This is a genomic window from Alteromonas sp. 4NH20-0056 (assembly GCF_057539655.1).
In genome coordinates, this window is record NZ_BAAJLS010000009.1 from 121558 (window position 1) to 141543 (window position 19986).

The following is a 19986-nucleotide window of genomic DNA, read 5'->3' on the forward strand; positions in this document are numbered from 1 at the left end:
ATTGCGATTGCCAGGTGGGTCTAGCCAAAATGGTTAGACCTTTCGTTTCGTTGGTCCTAAAATTTATATTCTTAATATATTTTTCCTATTAATTAATAAATTAGTGATCCCTCTTAATTTTTAATAATTTACGGTTGGAATTTTACGGCTTAAGTAGGTAGAATGCGCGGTCCGAAGACATACTGTCGGGCAGTTCGTTGCGGTTAACCCGCGGAAGAAAAAGGGATTAAATGTGAAAAAAGTGTGTTTACTCATTGCGTCATTCGTATCAATGACCATGGCTTCGGCAGTTTCTGCAGCCACCCCCACTCCCGAACAAATCGAAATGTTTAGCAAGTTACCAAGGGCGCAACAAGAAGCGCTGGCTAAGCAGTACGGCGTCGATTTATCATCACTTTCTCAAGGTTCCGCAGGAAGCACTGTGGCACCGTCACCTACGCTTAATGAACTGGTTGGCGAAAGAGGTACTAGCCGTAGTAGAAACGCAGAGTTAGATGAGTCTATGATGACATCGCGAAACGGCGAAGAAATCGAGAGCAGAGACGCACAACCCGACGAAGATGAAGAAAGTACAGATAGCGAAAAAGTAACAAACGACTTCTTCAAGCAGCAAAAATCAGACGACCTTGAACCATTCGGCTATCAGCTGTTTGCCGGAGAGCCAAGCACATTTGCCCCAGTTTCAGACGTTCCAGTACCAAGCGAATACGTTCTAGGCCCTGGTGACACGCTTCGTGTACAGATTTATGGTAAAGAAGCACAAGACTATTCGCTAACGGTAAACCGCCAAGGCGATATTGAAATTCCAAAATTAGGCCCTTACTCAGTGGTGGGAAAAACCTTTGCCGCAGTACGTGAAGAATTAAACGCCGAGATAAGCAACCGTATTATTGGGGTTCGCAGTAACATATCTATGGGTGAACTGCGCTCTATACGGGTGTTTGTGTTAGGCGAGGCTTATAAGCCTGCCTCATATACTGTCAGTTCACTATCGACCGTTACACAAGCATTATTTGCTGCAGGCGGCATAAATGACATTGGCTCGCTGCGCAACATAGAAGTGAAACGCAACGGCAACGTAGTAGCAAATCTTGACCTGTACGACCTGCTTCTTAAAGGCGATACCAGTGGTGATGTAAGCTTAATGGCGGGCGACGTAGTATTCATTCCTACAAAGGGTAAAAGTGTATCAGTAAAGGGGGCAGTGCCTCGCCCTGCTATTTACGAGTTAGATGGTGATGAAACTGTACGCGATGCTATAAAACTTGCAGGTGGCCTGCTACCAAACGCATACGGTAGTATTGTTAAACTGCAGCGAATAACGGCAAACGGCTTAAGCCAAGTTATCAACGTTAACCTGAACAATAACAAAAAAAATAAAGTACAAAACGGTGATATTGTTGACGTAAGTTCAACATTAGATGCATTAGAAAACAGCGTAACCTTGTTAGGTCATGCTGCTCGCCCTGGTGTTTACGGTTGGCACGAAGGTATGCGTTTAAGCTCGTTACTACGAGATATTCACGATTTTAAAACTCAGCCCGATTTAAATTATATATTGGTGACACGTGAAGACCCATTAACCGGGGCAATAACGGCTTACGACGTTAATTATTCACAATACCTTACGCAGCAAGATCCTTCGCAAGACATAATGCTTAGTGCAAAAGACACTGTGTATGTATTCAGTCGCAAGCCAGAACGTGCAGAACGCCTGCAGCAGGTTATAAGCCAGTTGAAAGAGCAAACTAGCTTAGCAGAGCCACCTAAAGTGGTTACAGTAAAAGGCGCAGTAAGAAACCCGGGTACTTACCCTTTAAGTGAAAGCTCGACGGTAAGCAATGCGCTGCGTGCAGCAATGGGTTACATGCAAGATGCAGAATTAAATTTTGTGCTAGTAGCGCGACTTAATCAAAATACGTTTAAAACTGAACTTAAATATATTGATATAAGCACTAATAAAAGTGAAACGCTGCAGCCACTAGACCGTTTGTATGTATTTGATAAAGACAAACCGCGTGATGAGTTAATTGAAGACTTAGTAGATGAACTTGCGCAGCAATCAGCTAAAGGCTTCACGCAGCAGCTAATTACCATTAGCGGCGACGTGCGCTTTCCTGGTATCTACCCTTTTGTTGAGGGTATGACCCAACAAACCCTCATAGCGCTTGCTGGAGGCCTTAACGATTCAAGTTATATGCTTGATGCAGAGTTAACGCGCTTCGAAACCAACGATACGTCATCGGCAGCATTAACGCATCAGCGAGTATCGTTAAGCGACGAGATTAAACTTCAGCCCTTAGACTCATTGTTAATTAAACGCATTCCAGAATGGCGAGAGCGCCGCACAATTAAATTAGCTGGCGAAGTAAAATTTCCGGGCACTTATGTGCTGCAAGCAGGCGAAACTTTGAGTTCGGTAATACATCGTGCCGGCGGGCTAACCGAACTCGCTTTCGCAGACGGAGCCATATTTACCCGAGAATCTCTAAAGGTACGTGAACAAGAACAAATTGAACGTTTGTCTAAAGAACTGGAAAATGAAATAGCTTCGCTAAGTGTTGATAAAAGCGACGATGTACAAAGTCTCTCCGCCGACGAAGCTAATCGCTTAAAGGAGCGATTAGACGTAACAGATGCTGTCGGACGTTTGGTGATAGACCTTCCTGCATTAATAGCGGGTGAAGAAGCGCTAGACTTAGCACTCAATGCCGGCGACGCGCTTTACATTCCCAAAATATCACAAAGTGTGACTGTTGTAGGTGAGGTGCAGTATCCAACTTCTCATATATTTGATCCAAATGTGGACGTAAGTGACTATTTGTCTCGCTCTGGTGGGTTAAAAGTACGTGCAGACGACTCTCGCATTTATGTAGTGCGCGCAAACGGTTCAGTGTACCAGCCAAGCACATTTAATTGGTATTCGCTTGAAAGCCGATTAGCACCTGGGGACACTATTGTAGTGCCGCTAGATACAGAGTACAGAGATTCACTTACCTTGTGGGGCACAGCTACGGGGATTCTTTATAATACAGCGATTGCGGTTGCAGCGCTCAATGGGATTAATAGCTTCTAGATTAGTTTACATAAGCAACCCATAATTATCTTGTGATGCATTTGGTGCTTATGGTTTTAACAGTCGCTTTCTAGCTATAATTTGAGACCTTATGGACAACAGAACAAACAATGTAGAACCGAGTAATAAGGCTTTTGAAGCTGAACGTAACTCAGATGACGAGATTGACTTGCGAGAGCTGTTTAGCGTTATTTGGAAAGGTAAGTTCGTTATTATAATAACAACTGCGCTATTTGCAGTTGCTGCGGTAATTTATGCAATAAACCAGCCTAATATCTATAAATCAGAGGTGTTATTAGCGCCTGCCGAGCAGGAAGGTGCTGGCGGGTTAGCAGGCTTAGCCGGGCAGTTTGGCGGTTTAGCGAGCTTAGCGGGCGTTAATTTAGGTGGTGGCAGTAGTAATAAGACTCAGTTGGCCGTTGAAGTTTTAAAATCAAGGCAGTTTACCAGTGCGTTTATTCAAAAACATAACATATTGCCAGATCTCATGGCTGCAGATTCATGGAGCATGCAAGCTAACGAGGTAGTTTACAATGAAGAGCTATATAACCGCGAAAGTGGTGAGTGGACAAGGGAAGTAAAAGCACCTTTTAAGCCTGAACCATCCATGCAAGAGGCTTACAAAGAGTTTAAAAAATCTTTCAGCGCAAATACCGACAAAGAAACCGGTATGGTGACATTATCAGTTACCCATGTATCACCGTTCATAGCGCAGCAGTGGGTGAGTTGGTTGGTTGAAGACATAAACCAAACAATGAAAGAGCGTGAAGTGTTAGAGGCGAAGGAAAGTACTGTTTTTTTACAAAAACAGTTAAAGCAGACAGAAATTGCTGATATACGCGAAGTACTTTATAAACTGGTTGAAGAGCAGACCAAGACAATCATGTTTGCGGAAGTGCGCGAAGAATATGTATTCAAAACTATTGATGCTGCGTTCGTACCAGAAGAAAAATTTAAGCCAAAGAGAGCTCTCATCGTTGTACTAGGAACAATACTTGGCGGTATGTTGGGTGTGATGATCGTATTGATTAGGCATTTCATAGCGTCTAATAGAACTTAGCCTTTTTCTCATTCGCAGTATACGGGTAATGCGTTCCAAGGCTGTTGGATTCGGCAATAATTAACGTTTCTATACTCAGTATTTGCAAAAAATAAGCTGGCTTGTATCTGTATCGTGCCCAAGCAGAGCTGAAGGCTCTATTAGAATTTTCTATGCACATATATTTAGCAAGTAGTTGATAATTTAAAATTTCAAGTGTTAGGGATTTCCATGTCTTTTGATATCGTTTCTGTTGTTGGTTTAGGCTATATTGGTTTGCCTACGGCAGCTATGTTTGCCTCTAGAAAAAAGCAAGTAATAGGCGTTGATGTTAACCAAAGTGCCGTTGACACCATTAACCGTGGTGAAATTCATATTATTGAGCCTGAGCTTGATATTATTGTGCATAACGCAGTAAAGGATGGTTACTTAAAAGCTGTAACGTCTCCCGAACCTGCTGACGCTTTCTTAATAGCAGTTCCTACGCCATTTAAAGACAACGGCAGTGAAATTCCTGAACCAGATCTCCGTTATATAGAATCAGCATCGAAAGCTATAGCGCCAGTACTAAAAAAGGGTGACCTTGTAATACTTGAGTCGACTTCACCAGTAGGAGCTACAGAACAAATGGCTGCTTGGTTAGCGGCAGAGCGACCAGACTTAGTTTTTCCTTCATCGAGCGGAGAGAATCTTTCAAAAACAATTGATGTAAACGTCGCACATTGTCCAGAGCGCGTTTTACCAGGTCATGTGGTACGTGAGTTAGTTGAGAATGATCGTGTTATCGGTGGTATGACACCTCAGTGTTCGGCACGCGCTATTGAGCTTTATAAAACATTTGTTCAAGGTGAATGCGTGGTAACAAATGCACGCACGGCTGAAATGGCAAAACTTACAGAAAATTCATGTCGTGACGTACAAATTGCGTTTGCGAATGAGCTTTCAATAATTTGCGACAAATTAGATATTGATGTGTGGGAACTCATTTCCCTTGCTAACCGTCATCCACGTATAAACATTTTACAGCCAGGGCCAGGTGTGGGTGGACACTGCATAGCAGTCGATCCTTGGTTCATTGTTAGTCAAACACCCGAGCAAGCGCGTGTTATTCACACTGCGCGAATGGTTAACGACAGCAAACCAAAATGGGTAATCGATAAAGTTAAAGTAGCCATATTCGACTTTATCAAAGCAAACCCAAATAAGCGCCTTAAAGATATAACAGTCGCTTGTTTCGGTCTTGCGTTTAAGCCAGATATTGACGATTTGCGAGAAAGCCCTGCAGTTAATATTACACGGCAAATAGCAAGCGAACATGTTGGTCGTGTTATTGCAGTTGAGCCGAATATCTCAGTCTTAGAAGATAACAGTTTTGAACTCGTATCGCTAAAAGAAGCAGAGAAACTAGCTGACGTTGCTGTTTTACTGGTTGACCATAAAGAGTTTAAAGCAAATGGAAGGCCAGCAATTAACGCAATAGTTGATACTAAGGGTATTTGGTAATGAAAATATTAGTAACTGGAGGGGCTGGCTTCATCGGCTCTGCAGTCATTCGTCATATAATTAATAACTCTACTGATTCAGTTGTGAACGTTGACAAGCTTACCTATGCTGGAAACTTAGAGTCGTTGGTTGAAGTAGATAATTCAGAACGCTATAGCTTTGAACAAGTGGATATTTGCAACGTTACTGATTTACAACGCGTATTCTCTGAACACAAACCCGATGCGGTAATGCATTTGGCCGCAGAGTCACACGTAGACCGTTCAATCGACGGTCCGCGTGAGTTTATTGAAACTAATATTATCGGTACATATAACCTGCTTGAGGTATCTCGTGCATATTGGGATGGTTTAACAAACGACCAAAAACAAATTTTTCGTTTTCATCATGTGTCTACAGATGAAGTGTACGGCGATCTCGAGGGCACTGACGACCTATTTACTGAATCAACTTCTTATTCGCCATCAAGCCCGTACTCAGCGTCGAAGGCGTCTAGTGATCATCTAGTTCGTGCGTGGCAACGTACGTACGGTTTGCCAACTATTGTTACAAACTGTTCTAACAACTATGGCCCCTATCATTTCCCAGAAAAGCTTATACCATTAATGATACTAAATGCACTTAAAGGCGAACCACTGCCCGTGTACGGTAATGGAACGCAAATTCGAGATTGGTTATTCGTTGAAGATCATGCTCGTGCTTTGCATACAGTTTTAAATAAAGGGGTAGTTGGAGAAACGTACAATATTGGTGGTCATAATGAAATGGCTAACATTGACGTAGTAAAGGTTATTTGCAATTTACTGGAAGAGTTTGTTCCAAATAAGCCTATGGGTGTTGAGCGTTATAAAGACTTAATTACTTATGTAACAGACCGGCCAGGACACGACATTCGTTATGCAATAGATGCTAGTAAGATCGAAAGAGAGCTAGGTTGGAAACCTTCTGAAACATTTGAAAGTGGGATTAAAAAAACCGTTCACTGGTATTTATCTAATAAGGAATGGTGGTCTCGCGTGCTAGATGGTTCTTATCAAGGGCAACGGCTAGGTGCATTGGAAGGGAAAAAATTATGAAAGGAATTATTTTAGCAGGCGGCTCTGGTACAAGGCTTTATCCTATAACTCAGGGAGTTTCTAAGCAACTTCTCCCTGTTTACGATAAACCGATGATCTATTATCCACTCTCTGTGCTTATGCTTGCAGGGATTCAGGACATTTTAATCATTACTACTCCGGAGGATAGTTCCGGTTTCGAGAGGCTTCTGGGAAACGGAAGCTCATTTGGAATTAACCTGTCTTATGCAACACAAGATACGCCCAATGGATTGGCTCAAGCATTCGTGATCGGTGAATCATTTATTGGTAACGATGATGTTTGCTTAGCACTTGGTGATAACATTTTTTGGGGGCAAGGGTTTTCTCCTATATTAAGGCGTGCTGCGAGTCGCAAAAATGGAGCGACTGTTTTTGGCTATAAAGTAAAAGACCCTGAGCGTTTTGGTGTAGTTGAGTTTGACGGTGAAAATAAAGCAGTAAGTATTGAGGAAAAGCCGAATGAACCGCGTTCAAACTACGCAGTCACTGGTCTTTATTTTTATGACAACGACGTAGTTAATATTGCTAAATCTATTAAGCCATCGTCCAGAGGTGAGTACGAGATAACTGATGTTAATAAAGCCTACTTAGAAGCAGGTAAATTGTGTGTAGAACAATTAGGTAGAGGCTTTGCATGGCTAGATACTGGAACTCATGACAGTCTCTTAGAAGCTGCGACTTTTGTCGAGACTATAGAGAGGCGACAAGGGTATAAAATAGCTTGTTTAGAAGAAATAGCCTTTAATAATCGCTGGCTTAGTAAAGAACAAATATTACTTTCTGCTGAAAAGTATAAAAAGAGCAGTTATGGCAGCTACTTAATTGATTTAGTGAGAACAGCGTGATGGCGAGATTTGGACTATTGGAATTTAAGGAAATTGGTGATGAACGGGGCGCATTAGTGGCGCTCGAGTCATATAAGAACATACCAATAGAAGTTAAAAGGGTTTACTACATTTATAATACTCCAGTTGACCAGGAACGAGGCTTTCACGCCCATAAGGAATTGAAGCAAGTCGCCGTGTGTCTTAAAGGAAGTGTTGACATTTTGATGGATGACGGCGTTTTTCAAGAAACGATAACACTTAATCACCCCTCTAAAGGATTGGTTATTGACGCTATGCAATGGCATGTTATGAGTAATTTTTCGTCAGATTGCCTACTTCTTGTCATGGCTGATGATGAATATAATGAGACAGATTATATCCGCAGTTACGAAGAATTTTTAAAGTTAATAGGTATCTAGTGTGATTCATAAATACAGTGACGTTCAATCAAGCAATATAGGCGCTGGAACAAGTATCTGGCAATATTCAGTTGTTCTACCGGGTGCTAAGTTGGGTGAAAACTGCAACATATGTGCGCACACGCTAATTGAGAACGATGTAGTAATTGGTAATAATGTAACAATCAAGTCGGGCGTTTATTTGTGGGACGGATTAGTCATCGGTAACAATGTATTCATAGGACCATGCGCGACGTTTTCTAACGATAAGCTTCCCAGGTCAAAACAATACCCTGAAGAGTTTCAAAAAACCGTCATAGCGGATAATGCGTCAATCGGCGCTAACGCTACCATTCTTCCCGGTGTTACTTTAGGACGAAACTGTATGGTTGGTGCAGGGGCGGTCGTAACAAAAGATGTTCCAGAAAACGCAGTTGTAGTGGGTAACCCTGCCAAAGTTATTAGGTTTGTAGAGTCTTAAAATGATTAAATTCCTAGATTTAGAAAAAATCAATGCACAATATCACCAGGAATTGAAAGGTGCTTGCGAGAGAGTTATCGACTCAGGCTGGTATGTTTTAGGTAAAGAAGTAGAAAGCTTCGAAGAAGAGTTTGGAAACTATTGCGATGTCAAGTATTGCATAGGAGTAGCCAACGGTCTTGATGCACTTACATTAACATTAAGAGCGTGGAAAGAAATGGGTAAGGTTAAAGCTGGAGACGAAGTCATCGTTCCAGCGAATACTTATATCGCAAGCGTATTGGCAATTTCTGAGAACGGTTTAGTACCAGTATTAGTAGAACCCAACGAAACAACATATAACCTATGCCCTGAAAACGTCAGAAATGCGCTCACAAATAAGACTAAGGTTATTTTGCCTGTTCACTTATATGGTTTGATTTCTCCAATGGGTGAGATTATGGATATCGCTAGGGAACACAATTTACTTGTTTTAGAGGATTGCGCTCAATCACACGGTGCGGCGTTATCAGGGGAAAAGTGCGGTAGTATAGGAGACGCAGCTGCTTTCAGCTTTTACCCCGGGAAAAATTTGGGAGCGCTCGGAGACGCTGGCGCAATAACAACAAACGATCCAGAGCTCTATTCGACTATCAAAGCCTTAAGAAATTACGGTTCGCATAAAAAATATGAAAATATGTTCTTAGGAGTAAATAGCCGTTTAGATGAAATTCAAGCCGCAATGCTTCGAGTAAAGCTAGGTTATCTAGACTCAGAAACTAGAGCTCGACAGACAATAGCGAAGCGCTACATTACGGAAATTAATAACTCACGTATTACACTTCCAGCAGCCTTCGAAGAAGAGCAGCACGTATTTCATTTATTCGTAGTGCGCGTTGATAATCGTGAAAAGTTTCAAAAGCATTTAAATGACAATGGCGTTCAAACTCTTATTCATTATCCGATAGCGATCCACAAGCAACAAGCTTACAGTGAGTTAAATTCGAAAAAATTGCCCCTCACAGAAATGATACATGAAACAGTGGTAAGCCTTCCAATGAGCCCTGTATTAAATGACGAAGAAGTAACTAAAGTCATTGAGACTGTAAATTCTTACAAATGACTTTAATTAAAACTTCGTTGCTAAGTTTAATAGCAACAATTGTAAAAATGCTATCTGGCTTAGTTATCAACAAGATGGTTGCTATATTTATTGGACCAAATGGCTTGGCCGTCATAGGTCAGTTTCAAAATTTTATCCAGGTCGCAATGACCTTAGGACAAGGAGGTATTAATTCAGGTGTAACTAAATATACTGCTGAATATGGAAAAGAAAGTAGCGAGCTACCCAAGTTATTTAATACCGCGATGAAAATAAGCTTTTTATCCTCACTCGCTGTGGGGATGAGCATATGTGCTTTCTCTAGCTTAATTTCACTATTTCTCTTTGATAGTGTCGAATATCAATATGTATTCTTTATCTTTGGAATTACGCTCATTCTTTATGTCTTCAATTCCTTAATTTTGTCAATTATTAATGGATTGAAAGAGATAACTACATTTATAAAAGTGAATATAACGCAAAGTGTCTTTAGTTTAATTTTTACTGCAACATTGGTTTATTATTTCGCAATAGACGGTGTTCTAATTGCGCTTGCTACAAATCAATCGGTAATTTTTTTCTATTTACTTTGGTACGTAAAAAAGTATCGTATCCTAAATCGCTCTGCATTTATCGACAAATTTTGCCGCTCTAAGGCAAAAGACCTGTCAAAATACGCATTGATGGCAGCTGCAACTGCGTTACTTCTGCCATTGTCGCATATGATAATAAGGCGCCATATCGGTGAAAATTTGGGTTGGGAACAAGCTGGTTATTGGCAGGCAATGTGGTATGTATCGACAATGTATTTAATGGTAGTTACCACAACGCTAGGGACTTACTATTTGCCTCGGCTTTCAGAAATCAAAGAGAAAAGCGAGTTAAAAAAAGAAATAGTAAATGGTTACAAGATCATTTTGCCGCTTGTTGTTTTTGCGGCTTTAACTATTTATCTGGCTAGAGATCTAATCATTTCCATTTTGTTTTCTGAAGATTTTTCAGAGATGAGTTCGCTGTTTTTTTGGCAGATGTCTGGCGATGTAGTCAAGATAGCAGCCTGGCTCCTTGCTTACATAATGCTTGCTAAGGCCTTAACTAAACAATATATAGTGACAGAGGTATTTTCAGTAACCAGCTTCTTAATTTTATCCTTTGTCTTTATCGAATATTATGGCCTTGTTGGAATTACCTATGCTTATTTTGTAAATTATATAATTTATTTGATACTTATTGTTGTGCTTTTAAAAAGAGAATTTATATGAAAATTTTATTCTTCGGAGAATATAGTGGTCTACACAACAATTTAAAAAACGGATTGATTGAGCTAGGGCATGATGTGACCTTAGCATCCGGTGGTGATGGTTGGAAACAGTTTGACACTGATATTTTTTTAGGGGTTGAAGGTAGCTCTTTGTTGTCGAAAATAAAACGACGTGTCAAATTATTTCGGTTTCTTTTTTCCTTGAAAGGATATGATGTTGTTCAGATTATCAATGCAAATCTCCTGAGCGAAAAATACTTTCCAAACAAATACATTCTCAGAAGAATAAGAAGAAAAAATAAAAAGGTTTTCCTGTTAGCAGCTGGTGATGATGCATATTTTTGGAAATACGGAAAAAAGCTACTTAAATACGGTCCTCATTCCGACACTTTGAAGTACGATTTTAAAATTAGTACATCCCCCCTTGAGTCGGAAAAGATGTTAAGACTCAACAAGTACATTGCTGACAACGTAGACGGTGTAATTCCAATAATGTACGAATATAAAATTAGCTATAAAGGGTGCCAAAACTTGAGACGTATGATACCCATTCCTATCAATGTAAACGCTGTGGCGTTTCAAGACGTTGAGCGCGGCGAACAGTTAACCGTGTTTCATGGCTTAAATCGAGTTGGAATGAAAGGTACTCACTATGTGAAAAAGGCATTTAAATCATTAGAGACTCAATACCCGAATGTTAATTTTGTAATCGAAGGGAATTTGGCATACAAAGATTATTTAGAGGTTATGAAAAAAACTCACATAATTATAGATCAAACAAGCTCTCACTCACTTGGTGTGAATGGCTTATTAGGGATGGCTATGGGGAAAGTTGTCTTAGGTGGTGCAGAACCAGAGTCTTTTGAATTATATGAAGGCGAAGCGCCTCCAGCGATAAATGTATTACCCGATGAAAATGATATAGCTCAAAAGATAACCTTTTTAATTGATTCTGGCTTAGACAATATTATCGACGTTGGAAAGTCATCCAGAGAATTTGTTGAACATCACCACGGTTATAAAACGATAGCTTTAAAATTTATAGGTGAATGGGAAAGAAACCCTAACGTACCTTGAAGCAGGACACTAATTTAACAGTGTTAAAGTATAAAAATTCAGTATTGGTGAGCTATGTCAAAAGTACTTTTTGTAATTGGTAGTATGCAATCTGGTGGGGCAGAGCGAGTCGCAAGTGTTCTTACAGACTATTGGGCTAAGAGCGGATTAAGTATCACATTAGTGACAGGTACATCTGCCGACTCTGATTTTTATAACGTAAACCCTAAAGTTGAGAGAAAAAGTCTTGGGTTTAACTACGCACCACGTGGAACAATAAGAAAGCTGCTAGAACAAATCAGAAGATTTTTTGTAGTAGAGTGCTTTTTAAGGAAGCAAGACTTTGACCTGACTGTGACATCTGCAACTGATATCTCCTTGCGCTTTGCGCTTCATTACTTGTTCAGGAAAGGTCCACTTTTAATTTGTGAACATAATAATTATGATGCTCCGCAATCAAAATTCAAGATCACAGTGCGAAATTACCTTTTCAAACGTGCTAGTAAGTTATTTGTATTGACTCAGAGGGATCTCTATAAGTATTCAGAGAACGGATTTCCAAAAGGAAAATTGGAAGTTATGTTGAACCCACTAGGTATTAAAGGCGATGTAAACATTGACACTACGGTCGACACCACATTTCGTTACAAGCTGCTTGCGGTTGCACGTCATACAAAACAAAAGTCGCTCGATAGGATGTTAGATATCATGACGATGTTGGGTAAACAGTACACCTTAACAATAGCCGGTGACGGGCCCCTTCGAAGTGAATTAGAAGATCAAGTCGAAAAGACAGGGTTATCTGATCGGGTATTTTTTAAGGGTAATGTAAAAGATATTGCTGAACTTTATAGAACTCATGAGGTTTTATTAATGACATCTATATATGAAGGATTACCCATGGTGATATCTGAAGCAAATTCCTTCGGGTTACCAGTCGTAAGTTTTGATTGCCCTACAGGCCCTGCTGAGATGATTATTGATGGCCAAAATGGATTCCTTGTAAGAGATGGGGATTATGATTCATTTGTAGATAGGGTTAGTTTTATCTACAGCGACCTGTACACATTGAACAAAATGCGGTTCAACTCGGTAGCTACTTCGAAAAAATACAGTGTTGAACAAATATCCAATAAGTGGTTTAAACATTTCGAACAGTTGTTAAGCTAACAATGTATATATATTCAATCTTTTGGCTATGTCTACTATCGGTTACGCTCTATAGTACTTTTCTTACTTCTGCCTTACGTAAAGTGTTGCTTTATTTAGCAGCTATTGTTGTCGCAACATTTAGTGGGCTTCGTTATTACAGCGCCCACGACTATGAATCATATGTATGGCTCTATTCAATCACCCCCCCTTTATGGGCAACCTTCGCGGATGTGCGTGCTGTACCCGTCGAAATTGGATATACATACCTAAATTCCGTTTTCAGGAGTCTTGGGGTTCAAGACTTTGTTTTTCTATTTGTATTAGCTTTTCTTAGTATTTTATCGAAAGCGTACGTTCTTGGGCGACTCTGTTTTTATCCTCTTACTGCATTAGTTTGTTATTTTTGCTTGGTTTTCTATAACTCGGAGTTTATTCAAATTCGTTGGGCCTTGAGTCTTTCTATTTGCTACGTTGCCTTTTTATTCGCAGAAAAGAATCCTTGGCGGGCATTAATGCTCCTCGTTATTGCTTGTTTCTTCCATATATTTTCGCTAGCAGTGTGCTTAGTGTTTTTAATTTCATGGTTGGCCTTCAAAAAAAAATCAATTTTTCTATTACCCACTTGCGGTATTATGGCCTTCTTATCATCGTATTTTTTTGATACCATATCGCTATTGGCTGGCTTATTACAGGGATCTGGCAACGGATATTTTGTTCTAAAATTTATTTCATATCTTAACAATATAGAGCTTCAACTCGTTTGGCATATAAAACTTAGGTATTTTCTAGAGTTTACTATTATTTCGTGTCTTTACCTTAGGGATAACTATTTTTTTCCTGCTGTGATTCGTTCTAAGAAACTGACTCGGGAGTCTACGCAATTCCTCCACTATTTATTTTTTACGACATGTATGTTGTCTTTTGTGTTCATTGCCTTCCCGATCTTTTCAGCACGCTTATTTATTATCTCTGAATTTCTCTTTGTCATATTGATTATCAATTGGGTTCATACAAACTTACAACTACTGCAACGAAAGATTGCCATAATAATCATAACCCTAGCTTTTGCCACCTACGGATTGACAATTCAAAACTCAATGTTTTCAAAAGAAGTGATTTATGAATATCGTACTTGGCTAAACGAAATCGTTTAAAAAACATACCTACTGAAGTACTTTACGATTGGAGATTTAAATTTGACTGGTTTTGATTTTAGGGTAAATAATTTTGACTTGCTGCGCTTGTTAGCAGCGTTTCAAGTAGTAATTGTTCATGCGCACGAACATCTTCGCTTGAACTTTGGTGAAAGCATTATCAAACTTCTGTCTTATTTTCCCGGAGTTCCTGTGTTTTTCGTCATTAGTGGTTTTCTAATATCTGCATCTCTAGAGCGGTCTGATTCTTTACCCTCATATTTTGTTAATCGTATTCTAAGAATTTTTCCCGCACTTTGGTTTAGTTTTTTTATTTCTCTTATTATTCTCCAGATCATTTTTCCCATCGACCTTTGGTCAACCGATTTTTTAATTTGGACAGTTGCGCAGCTATCGTTTGTTCAGTTTTATAATCCGGGTTTCTTGAGAGAGTTTGGTGTTGGCGTACTTAATGGCAGTTTATGGACTATTCCGATAGAGCTACAATTTTATCTTCTTCTGCCTTTATTTTACTCTTTCATGAGGCTTCTCAAATGGCGGAATTTTATTTTGCTAGTCGTTTTCGCTTTCTCAGTAACTGTAAACATAGTTTATTTAATGCTTCATGGTGGGGAGAATTCTATTCTTGTGAAACTTTTAGGTGTATCTCTTTTTCCATATTTTTATATGTTTTTAATAGGTATCCTCATCCAGAAGAATCGAGCATTTATCGAGCGATTCCTGTTGCGAAAGGTTTTCTATTGGTTTATTGCTTATGCCGCCTTCTGTTTTATAACGGAAGCTGTAGGCTTAGTAAATAAGGGAAATTTAATAAATCCCATTTCTGCGACTTTTCTAGCGTTTCTTGTTATTTCGTTTGCTTATAGTTTTACAGAAAAATTTAGCAAAATTTTACGCGGCAACGATATCTCCTACGGTCTTTATGTTTATCATATGCTTATTATCAATGTGATTATTGAAACGAATATTGTTGGCGGAAAAAATGCTTTTATTAGTGTTATCATTGGTTCCTTGGGGTTGGCATTTTTCTCGTGGAGGTTTGTAGAACGTCCAGCACTAAGCCTAAAAAGTATTGTTAAAAGCAAGACGATAGTCGCAACAAATTAATTGAAGAGTGAATCCACTATGCGTTTTTAGTTGGATTATGGACCTACGTAAAGTCTGAGTTACTAATTTAATAAAATGTTCTCGAGGAAGGAATGTCTGAAATTTGTTTGATTGGTTCGCTACCGCCGCCTATAGGAGGTGTAAGTGTTTATTGTAGCCGAAGGCTAAGGTTATTAAGAGATGAATACGGGGAAGAAAAAGTTACTTTCCTTGATTTGTCGCGTAGATATAATTTACTTAAGATTCCGTTTTTGTCTTCAGGCAAAATAGAAGTAAATACGCTAAATTTTATCGTAGTCTTGATGTTGTTTGTGAGTGCAAAGATAAAGTATTGTTACATCGTCGATCACAATGCATCACGCCATTACAGTGGCGTTAAAAAGCGCTTGCTCATAATGATGCTGTCATACGCTGAGCAGATTATGGTTGTAAATGAAGACCTTAAAAGGTTTTATCCAAATAAGCTAAGTCCAACTGTAATTAGTCCTTTTTTGCCTCCGAACGAAGACGAAGAACATGAATTACTTGCTCAATACCCTGAACCGTTACTTGAATTTGTTGGTGGTACAAACGTCCTTTTGAATTCCGCATGGAAGTATATCCCGCTTGGGAATAGAGATTTATACGGGATTGAAGAAAGTGTTTCAATATTAGCTAAATTCCCAGATGTAAAACTCTTGCTTTGTGTTGGCATTGGGCTTGATGAAGTGCCTCGTGGCTTAATAAAGTTAATAAATCAATACGTCCAAGAGAACAGGCTTTTTTTGCTCGCTGGTCAGTATCAGATATGGCCTTTGCTCAAAAACTTCGATTTGATATGTTTGCGCCTTACACCTACTGATGGCGATAGTGTTACGGTCAGAGAAGCGCTATTTTATGGCCGTCGTGTTGTCGCGTCTGATTCAGTCGTGCGACCTTCTCCTTGCACTACATATAGATATACCGATCCCCTTTCATTACACTTAGAAATCGAAAAATTATTATGAAACAAATTCTTCAAGATATGGCCAAAGGCGGAACCACAATAATTGATTCCCCATCTCCAAACGTAAAAAAAAATCATGTATTAATTGATACATCAAAGACATTAATTTCAGTCGGTACTGAAAGAATGTTAGTAGATTTTGGAAAGGCTAACTTAATAGATAAAGCGCGCTCTCAACCTGACAAAGTTAAGATGGTATTGGAAAAGGTGCAGACAGATGGGCTTATGACAACTGTCGACGCGGTTCGGTCGAAGCTTTCTCAGCCTATTCCTCTAGGTTATTGTAACGTTGGTGTGGTAAGCGAAATTGGTAGTGGCGTCGATGAGTTTAAACTTGGCGACCGGGTTGTTTCAAATGGCCCCCATGCAGACGTAGTGAGAGTTGGAAAAAACCTTGTTGCAAAAATACCAACCAATGTGTCGGATGAAGAAGCAGCGTTTGTTGTTCTTGGGAGTATTGGCCTTCAAGGTATTAGACTAGTTAATCCAACCATTGGTGAATGTGTTGTTGTAATTGGTGTAGGGCTTATAGGTTTACTTACAGTTCAGATGTTAAGAGCTAACGGTTGTCGTGTGCTCGCAGTAGACTTTGACCAAAGTAAATTAGAATTAGCAAAGCAATTTGGTGCAGATATTTGCAACCCAAGTAAAGGTGAAGACCCGATATCTATGGGGATGGCATTTAGCCGAGGTGTCGGAGTTGATGCTGTTATTATTACTGCGTCCACTAAGTCTAACGACCCTGTCATGCAAGCTGCAAGAATGAGTCGTAAGCGAGGCCGAATCGTTCTTGTCGGAGTCACAGGTTTAGAGCTTAGCAGAGCCGATTTTTATGAGAAAGAATTGAGCTTTCAAGTTTCATGTTCTTATGGGCCAGGCCGATACGATCCTGGTTATGAAGAAAATGGGAATGATTATCCCGTTGGTTTTGTGAGATGGACGGAACAACGTAACTTTGAAGCTATTTTAGACATGATGTCTAGCGGCTCACTTAATGTCCAATCTTTAATATCGCATAGGTTTCGTTTTGAAGAAGCTACGCAAGCTTATGAAGTTTTAACTTCAGACAAGAGTGCACTCGGTATTTTATTGTCATATGAGTCGCAAGCAGAAGTAAGACACAAAGCAACTATTGAACTAAATGCACCTAGTAGTTATGAAAAGCAAGCGCCAGTAATCGGTTTTGTTGGTGCTGGAAATTATGCCTCGCGTGTTCTAATTCCAGCATTCAAAAAGGCGGGGGCTAACTTTCACACTATATCAACTTCTGGTGGTATCAATGGCGTTATACACGGCAAGAAAGCCGGTTTTGACAAAGCCACTACCGATACAGAAGCGGTTATTGCAGATAAAGAAATTAATACCATCGCAATTGTAACTCAGCATAATACTCATGCATCGTTTGTAAAAAGTGCGTTAGATTCAGGGAAAAATGTATTTGTAGAGAAGCCTTTGGCAATTAATTACGAAGAGCTTGATGCGGTGAAAGCTGCATACGAAAAAGCGCAGGATTCTGCTATTCCTCCTAAGTTGATGGTCGGTTTTAATCGTAGATTTTCACCTCAAATTCGAAAGATGAAATCGTTGCTAAGTACGGTAAATGAACCAAAGTCATTTATTATGACGATGAATGCTGGGGCAATTCCTTCAGAGCACTGGACGCAAAGCAATGATGTTGGTGGTGGCCGTATCATCGGCGAGGCTTGTCACTTTGTAGATTTAATGCGTTTCCTCAGCGGAAGTGAAATTATTTCCGTACAAGCGCGTCGTATGGGTGACTCTGATGCTGTTGATATAACAGAAGATAAGGCTGCTATTATTTTAGGTTTTGCTGACGGTTCGTTTGGTACTATTCATTATTATGCTAATGGAGCGGCAAGTTTTCCAAAAGAAAGAATAGAAGTTTTTACAGCAGGGAAAGTACTGCAACTAGATAATTTTATTAAATTAAAAGGATTTGGTTGGAAAGGATTCTCAAAGCTTAATTTATGGAAGCAGGACAAAGGACAAGATGCTTGTTGTGTCGCTTTTATGGATTCGATTAGAAATGGTGCTAACTGTCCAATACCTGCAAACGAAGTATTTGAAGTTGCAAAAGTTTCAATTGATATAGCTGAGCTTTTACGAAGTCAATGAAACATAAGCTCGCGCACTTTCGAAAACTATTTAATACTCTGAAGTATTTGAAGTTTCAGCAGGTTTTCTACAGGCTTTTCTACAAAGTTAGAAAGCCTAATGTTGATTCGATTCAAATAAATCAAAAGAATCCTTGGTCCTGGAAAGGACCAAGTCTTTCTGTTCAAAGCATATTTACACCGACCGACGTTCGCTTCTTAAATAAAGACGGTAATATTGTCCATTCTTCAGACTGGAATTCTGATGAGCATACGAAATTATGGCTTTATAACCTTCATTACTTTGATGATTTAAGTGCTACCAAAAGTGAAGGCAGAGAAAGTATACATTATGAGTTTATAAATAAGTGGATAAGCCAAAACCCACCTTGTATCGGGAATGGTTGGGAGCCTTATCCTATTTCACTTAGGTTAGTGAATTGGGTGAAATGGTTTAGTAAAAAGGATAATGTAGATACTCGATATCTATCTAGCATTGCTGTTCAAGCGAAAGCACTCCTTCAACAGCTTGAGTACCATATTTTAGGTAATCACCTTTTTGCGAATGGCAAGGCTTTAGCTTTCGTCGGAGCTTTTTTGAACGGAGAGTTTTCCGAAAGCTGTTTGTCAAAAGCGCTCGAAATACTAGACAGTGAAATAGAAGAGCAATTTCTTTCGGACGGTGGACATTTTGAACTATCACCGATGTACCACTGCATATTACTGTGGGATCTACTTGAGTTAATTCACCTTGCCGAGGTTAGTAAAAATACACGGTTAACAAGTAGGCTGGCTCACTGGCAACGCGTTGCTCAAAAGGCATTGCTCTGGTTGGAGTCTATGCTTCATTCCGATGGTGAAATAAGTTTTTTTAACGATGCCGCTATAGGAATTGCACATAGCCCTGAAGAAATATTCAAATTTGCAAAAAGCTTGAATATTAAATGGGGAATACCATTGTCACCTTTACATACGAATAGCGACACCGGTTACAGCCGGGTGAAGCTTGGTAATTATTGCCTAATTATGGATTGCGGCCAAGTAGGACCAGATTACCTTCCGGGGCATGCCCACGCAGATACGCTAAGCTTCGAGCTTTCTATTGCTGATGAAAGAGTTTTCGTAAACTCAGGGACTTCGCTTTATGGAGTTAGTGACGAGCGATTAAGGCAGCGGCAAACCGCAGCACATAATACAGTTGAGGTTTGTGGGCAAAGTTCTTCTGAAGTTTGGTCTGGATTTAGAGTTGCAAGAAGAGCCTCGGCAACTTTGGAAGAAGCAGTTGAATGCCAAGAATATGTGCGGTTAACAGCAAGTCACGATGGCTACACAAGACTTAGACCGAAAGTAAATCATAGACGCTCTATTACTGCTAATGCGCATAGTTTAAAAATTGAAGATAGTCTGACAGAGAAAGTCAGTGCGATGTTCCACTTGCACATACACCCAGATGTTAAGTGTACTCGCATAAACTCAAACTCTGTCCGTCTCACATCTAAAAAAGGTAAAAGGCTTGTTTTTTCAGCAGATAGTACAGTTGAACTATTACCTACTACGTTCCACCCCAATTTTGGTGTTACAATACCAACACAAAAAATGGTTATTCCTTTCGAAAGTGGGCATTTGGTGACCCGTATGGATATTGAGGGTTAGTA

16 protein-coding genes are annotated in these 19986 nt (G+C 39.7%); all 16 read left to right on the forward strand.

Features of this window, described 5'->3' with window-relative positions; all coding sequences use genetic code 11:
• Positions 1–232 precede the first annotated feature (232 nt).
• The 16 genes from AC27EZ_RS14915 to AC27EZ_RS14990 all read left to right on the forward strand — a co-directional run bounded on the left by AC27EZ_RS14915 (position 233) and on the right by AC27EZ_RS14990 (position 19984).
• Positions 233–3076, forward strand: a complete 2844-nt coding sequence (locus AC27EZ_RS14915; RefSeq protein ID WP_487136073.1) for an SLBB domain-containing protein — start codon at positions 233–235, stop codon at positions 3074–3076.
• A gap of 91 nt (positions 3077–3167) precedes the next feature.
• The gene (locus tag AC27EZ_RS14920) at positions 3168–4136 is read left to right on the forward strand and encodes a Wzz/FepE/Etk N-terminal domain-containing protein (RefSeq protein ID WP_487136074.1); all 969 of its coding nucleotides are present in this window, start codon (positions 3168–3170) and stop codon (positions 4134–4136) included.
• Positions 4137–4346: 210 nt separating this feature from the next.
• Positions 4347–5618: a UDP-N-acetyl-D-mannosamine dehydrogenase gene (gene wecC, locus AC27EZ_RS14925; protein ID WP_487136075.1), complete on the forward strand. Its 1272-nt coding sequence runs from the start codon at positions 4347–4349 to the stop codon at positions 5616–5618.
• Complete coding sequence (gene rfbB, locus AC27EZ_RS14930; protein WP_487136076.1) at positions 5618–6694, forward strand: dTDP-glucose 4,6-dehydratase; 1077 nt, start codon at positions 5618–5620, stop codon at positions 6692–6694. The genes wecC and rfbB overlap by 1 nt, the downstream gene beginning before the upstream one ends.
• Positions 6691–7560, forward strand: coding sequence for a glucose-1-phosphate thymidylyltransferase RfbA (gene rfbA / locus AC27EZ_RS14935; RefSeq protein ID WP_487136077.1), 870 nt, complete (start codon positions 6691–6693; stop codon positions 7558–7560). Before rfbB ends, rfbA begins: the two co-directional genes overlap by 4 nt.
• Positions 7560–7961, forward strand: a complete 402-nt coding sequence (locus AC27EZ_RS14940; protein WP_487136078.1) for a sugar 3,4-ketoisomerase — start codon at positions 7560–7562, stop codon at positions 7959–7961. The genes rfbA and AC27EZ_RS14940 overlap by 1 nt, the downstream gene beginning before the upstream one ends.
• A 1-nt stretch (position 7962) precedes the next feature.
• Positions 7963–8421: an acyltransferase gene (locus AC27EZ_RS14945; protein ID WP_487136079.1), complete on the forward strand. Its 459-nt coding sequence runs from the start codon at positions 7963–7965 to the stop codon at positions 8419–8421.
• 1 nt (position 8422) lies between these two features.
• Entirely contained in the window at positions 8423–9523 is a 1101-nt protein-coding gene (locus AC27EZ_RS14950) for a DegT/DnrJ/EryC1/StrS family aminotransferase (RefSeq protein ID WP_487136080.1), read from the forward strand.
• Positions 9520–10764, forward strand: coding sequence for an O-antigen translocase (locus tag AC27EZ_RS14955; protein WP_487136081.1), 1245 nt, complete (start codon positions 9520–9522; stop codon positions 10762–10764). Before AC27EZ_RS14950 ends, AC27EZ_RS14955 begins: the two co-directional genes overlap by 4 nt.
• A complete protein-coding gene (locus tag AC27EZ_RS14960) occupies positions 10761–11840 on the forward strand; it encodes a glycosyltransferase family protein (protein ID WP_487136082.1) in 1080 nt (359 codons plus the stop codon). Before AC27EZ_RS14955 ends, AC27EZ_RS14960 begins: the two co-directional genes overlap by 4 nt.
• A 54-nt stretch (positions 11841–11894) precedes the next feature.
• Positions 11895–12989 (forward strand): glycosyltransferase family 4 protein, encoded by a 1095-nt coding sequence (locus AC27EZ_RS14965; RefSeq protein ID WP_487136083.1) that lies wholly within the window; start codon positions 11895–11897, stop codon positions 12987–12989.
• Positions 12990–12991: 2 nt separating this feature from the next.
• A complete protein-coding gene (locus tag AC27EZ_RS14970; RefSeq protein WP_487136084.1) occupies positions 12992–14125 on the forward strand; it encodes an EpsG family protein in 1134 nt (377 codons plus the stop codon).
• A gap of 42 nt (positions 14126–14167) precedes the next feature.
• On the forward strand, positions 14168–15232 hold the full coding sequence (locus AC27EZ_RS14975; RefSeq protein ID WP_487136085.1) for an acyltransferase family protein: 1065 nt from the start codon (positions 14168–14170) through the stop codon (positions 15230–15232).
• Between the two features lie 92 nt (positions 15233–15324).
• Positions 15325–16218, forward strand: coding sequence for a glycosyltransferase family protein (locus AC27EZ_RS14980; protein WP_487136086.1), 894 nt, complete (start codon positions 15325–15327; stop codon positions 16216–16218).
• Entirely contained in the window at positions 16215–18353 is a 2139-nt protein-coding gene (locus AC27EZ_RS14985; protein ID WP_487136087.1) for a bi-domain-containing oxidoreductase, read from the forward strand. The genes AC27EZ_RS14980 and AC27EZ_RS14985 overlap by 4 nt, the downstream gene beginning before the upstream one ends.
• A complete protein-coding gene (locus AC27EZ_RS14990; protein WP_487136088.1) occupies positions 18350–19984 on the forward strand; it encodes a heparinase II/III family protein in 1635 nt (544 codons plus the stop codon). The genes AC27EZ_RS14985 and AC27EZ_RS14990 overlap by 4 nt, the downstream gene beginning before the upstream one ends.
• Positions 19985–19986: the final 2 nt, after the last annotated feature.

What these genes read in the sequence shown, in the direction of transcription:
- AC27EZ_RS14960 (WP_487136082.1), top strand. Translation starts at nt 10,761, where the DNA reads ATGAAAATTTTATTCTTCGGAGAATATAGTGGTCTACACAACAATTTA.
- AC27EZ_RS14955 (WP_487136081.1), top strand. Translation starts at nt 9,520, where the DNA reads ATGACTTTAATTAAAACTTCGTTGCTAAGTTTAATAGCAACAATTGTA.
- AC27EZ_RS14985 (WP_487136087.1), top strand. Translation starts at nt 16,215, where the DNA reads ATGAAACAAATTCTTCAAGATATGGCCAAAGGCGGAACCACAATAATT.
- AC27EZ_RS14920 (WP_487136074.1), top strand. Translation starts at nt 3,168, where the DNA reads ATGGACAACAGAACAAACAATGTAGAACCGAGTAATAAGGCTTTTGAA.
- AC27EZ_RS14970 (WP_487136084.1), top strand. Translation starts at nt 12,992, where the DNA reads ATGTATATATATTCAATCTTTTGGCTATGTCTACTATCGGTTACGCTC.
- AC27EZ_RS14965 (WP_487136083.1), top strand. Translation starts at nt 11,895, where the DNA reads ATGTCAAAAGTACTTTTTGTAATTGGTAGTATGCAATCTGGTGGGGCA.
- wecC (WP_487136075.1), top strand. Translation starts at nt 4,347, where the DNA reads ATGTCTTTTGATATCGTTTCTGTTGTTGGTTTAGGCTATATTGGTTTG.
- AC27EZ_RS14990 (WP_487136088.1), top strand. Translation starts at nt 18,350, where the DNA reads ATGAAACATAAGCTCGCGCACTTTCGAAAACTATTTAATACTCTGAAG.
- rfbA (WP_487136077.1), top strand. Translation starts at nt 6,691, where the DNA reads ATGAAAGGAATTATTTTAGCAGGCGGCTCTGGTACAAGGCTTTATCCT.
- AC27EZ_RS14950 (WP_487136080.1), top strand. Translation starts at nt 8,423, where the DNA reads ATGATTAAATTCCTAGATTTAGAAAAAATCAATGCACAATATCACCAG.
- rfbB (WP_487136076.1), top strand. Translation starts at nt 5,618, where the DNA reads ATGAAAATATTAGTAACTGGAGGGGCTGGCTTCATCGGCTCTGCAGTC.
- AC27EZ_RS14980 (WP_487136086.1), top strand. Translation starts at nt 15,325, where the DNA reads ATGTCTGAAATTTGTTTGATTGGTTCGCTACCGCCGCCTATAGGAGGT.
- AC27EZ_RS14940 (WP_487136078.1), top strand. Translation starts at nt 7,560, where the DNA reads ATGGCGAGATTTGGACTATTGGAATTTAAGGAAATTGGTGATGAACGG.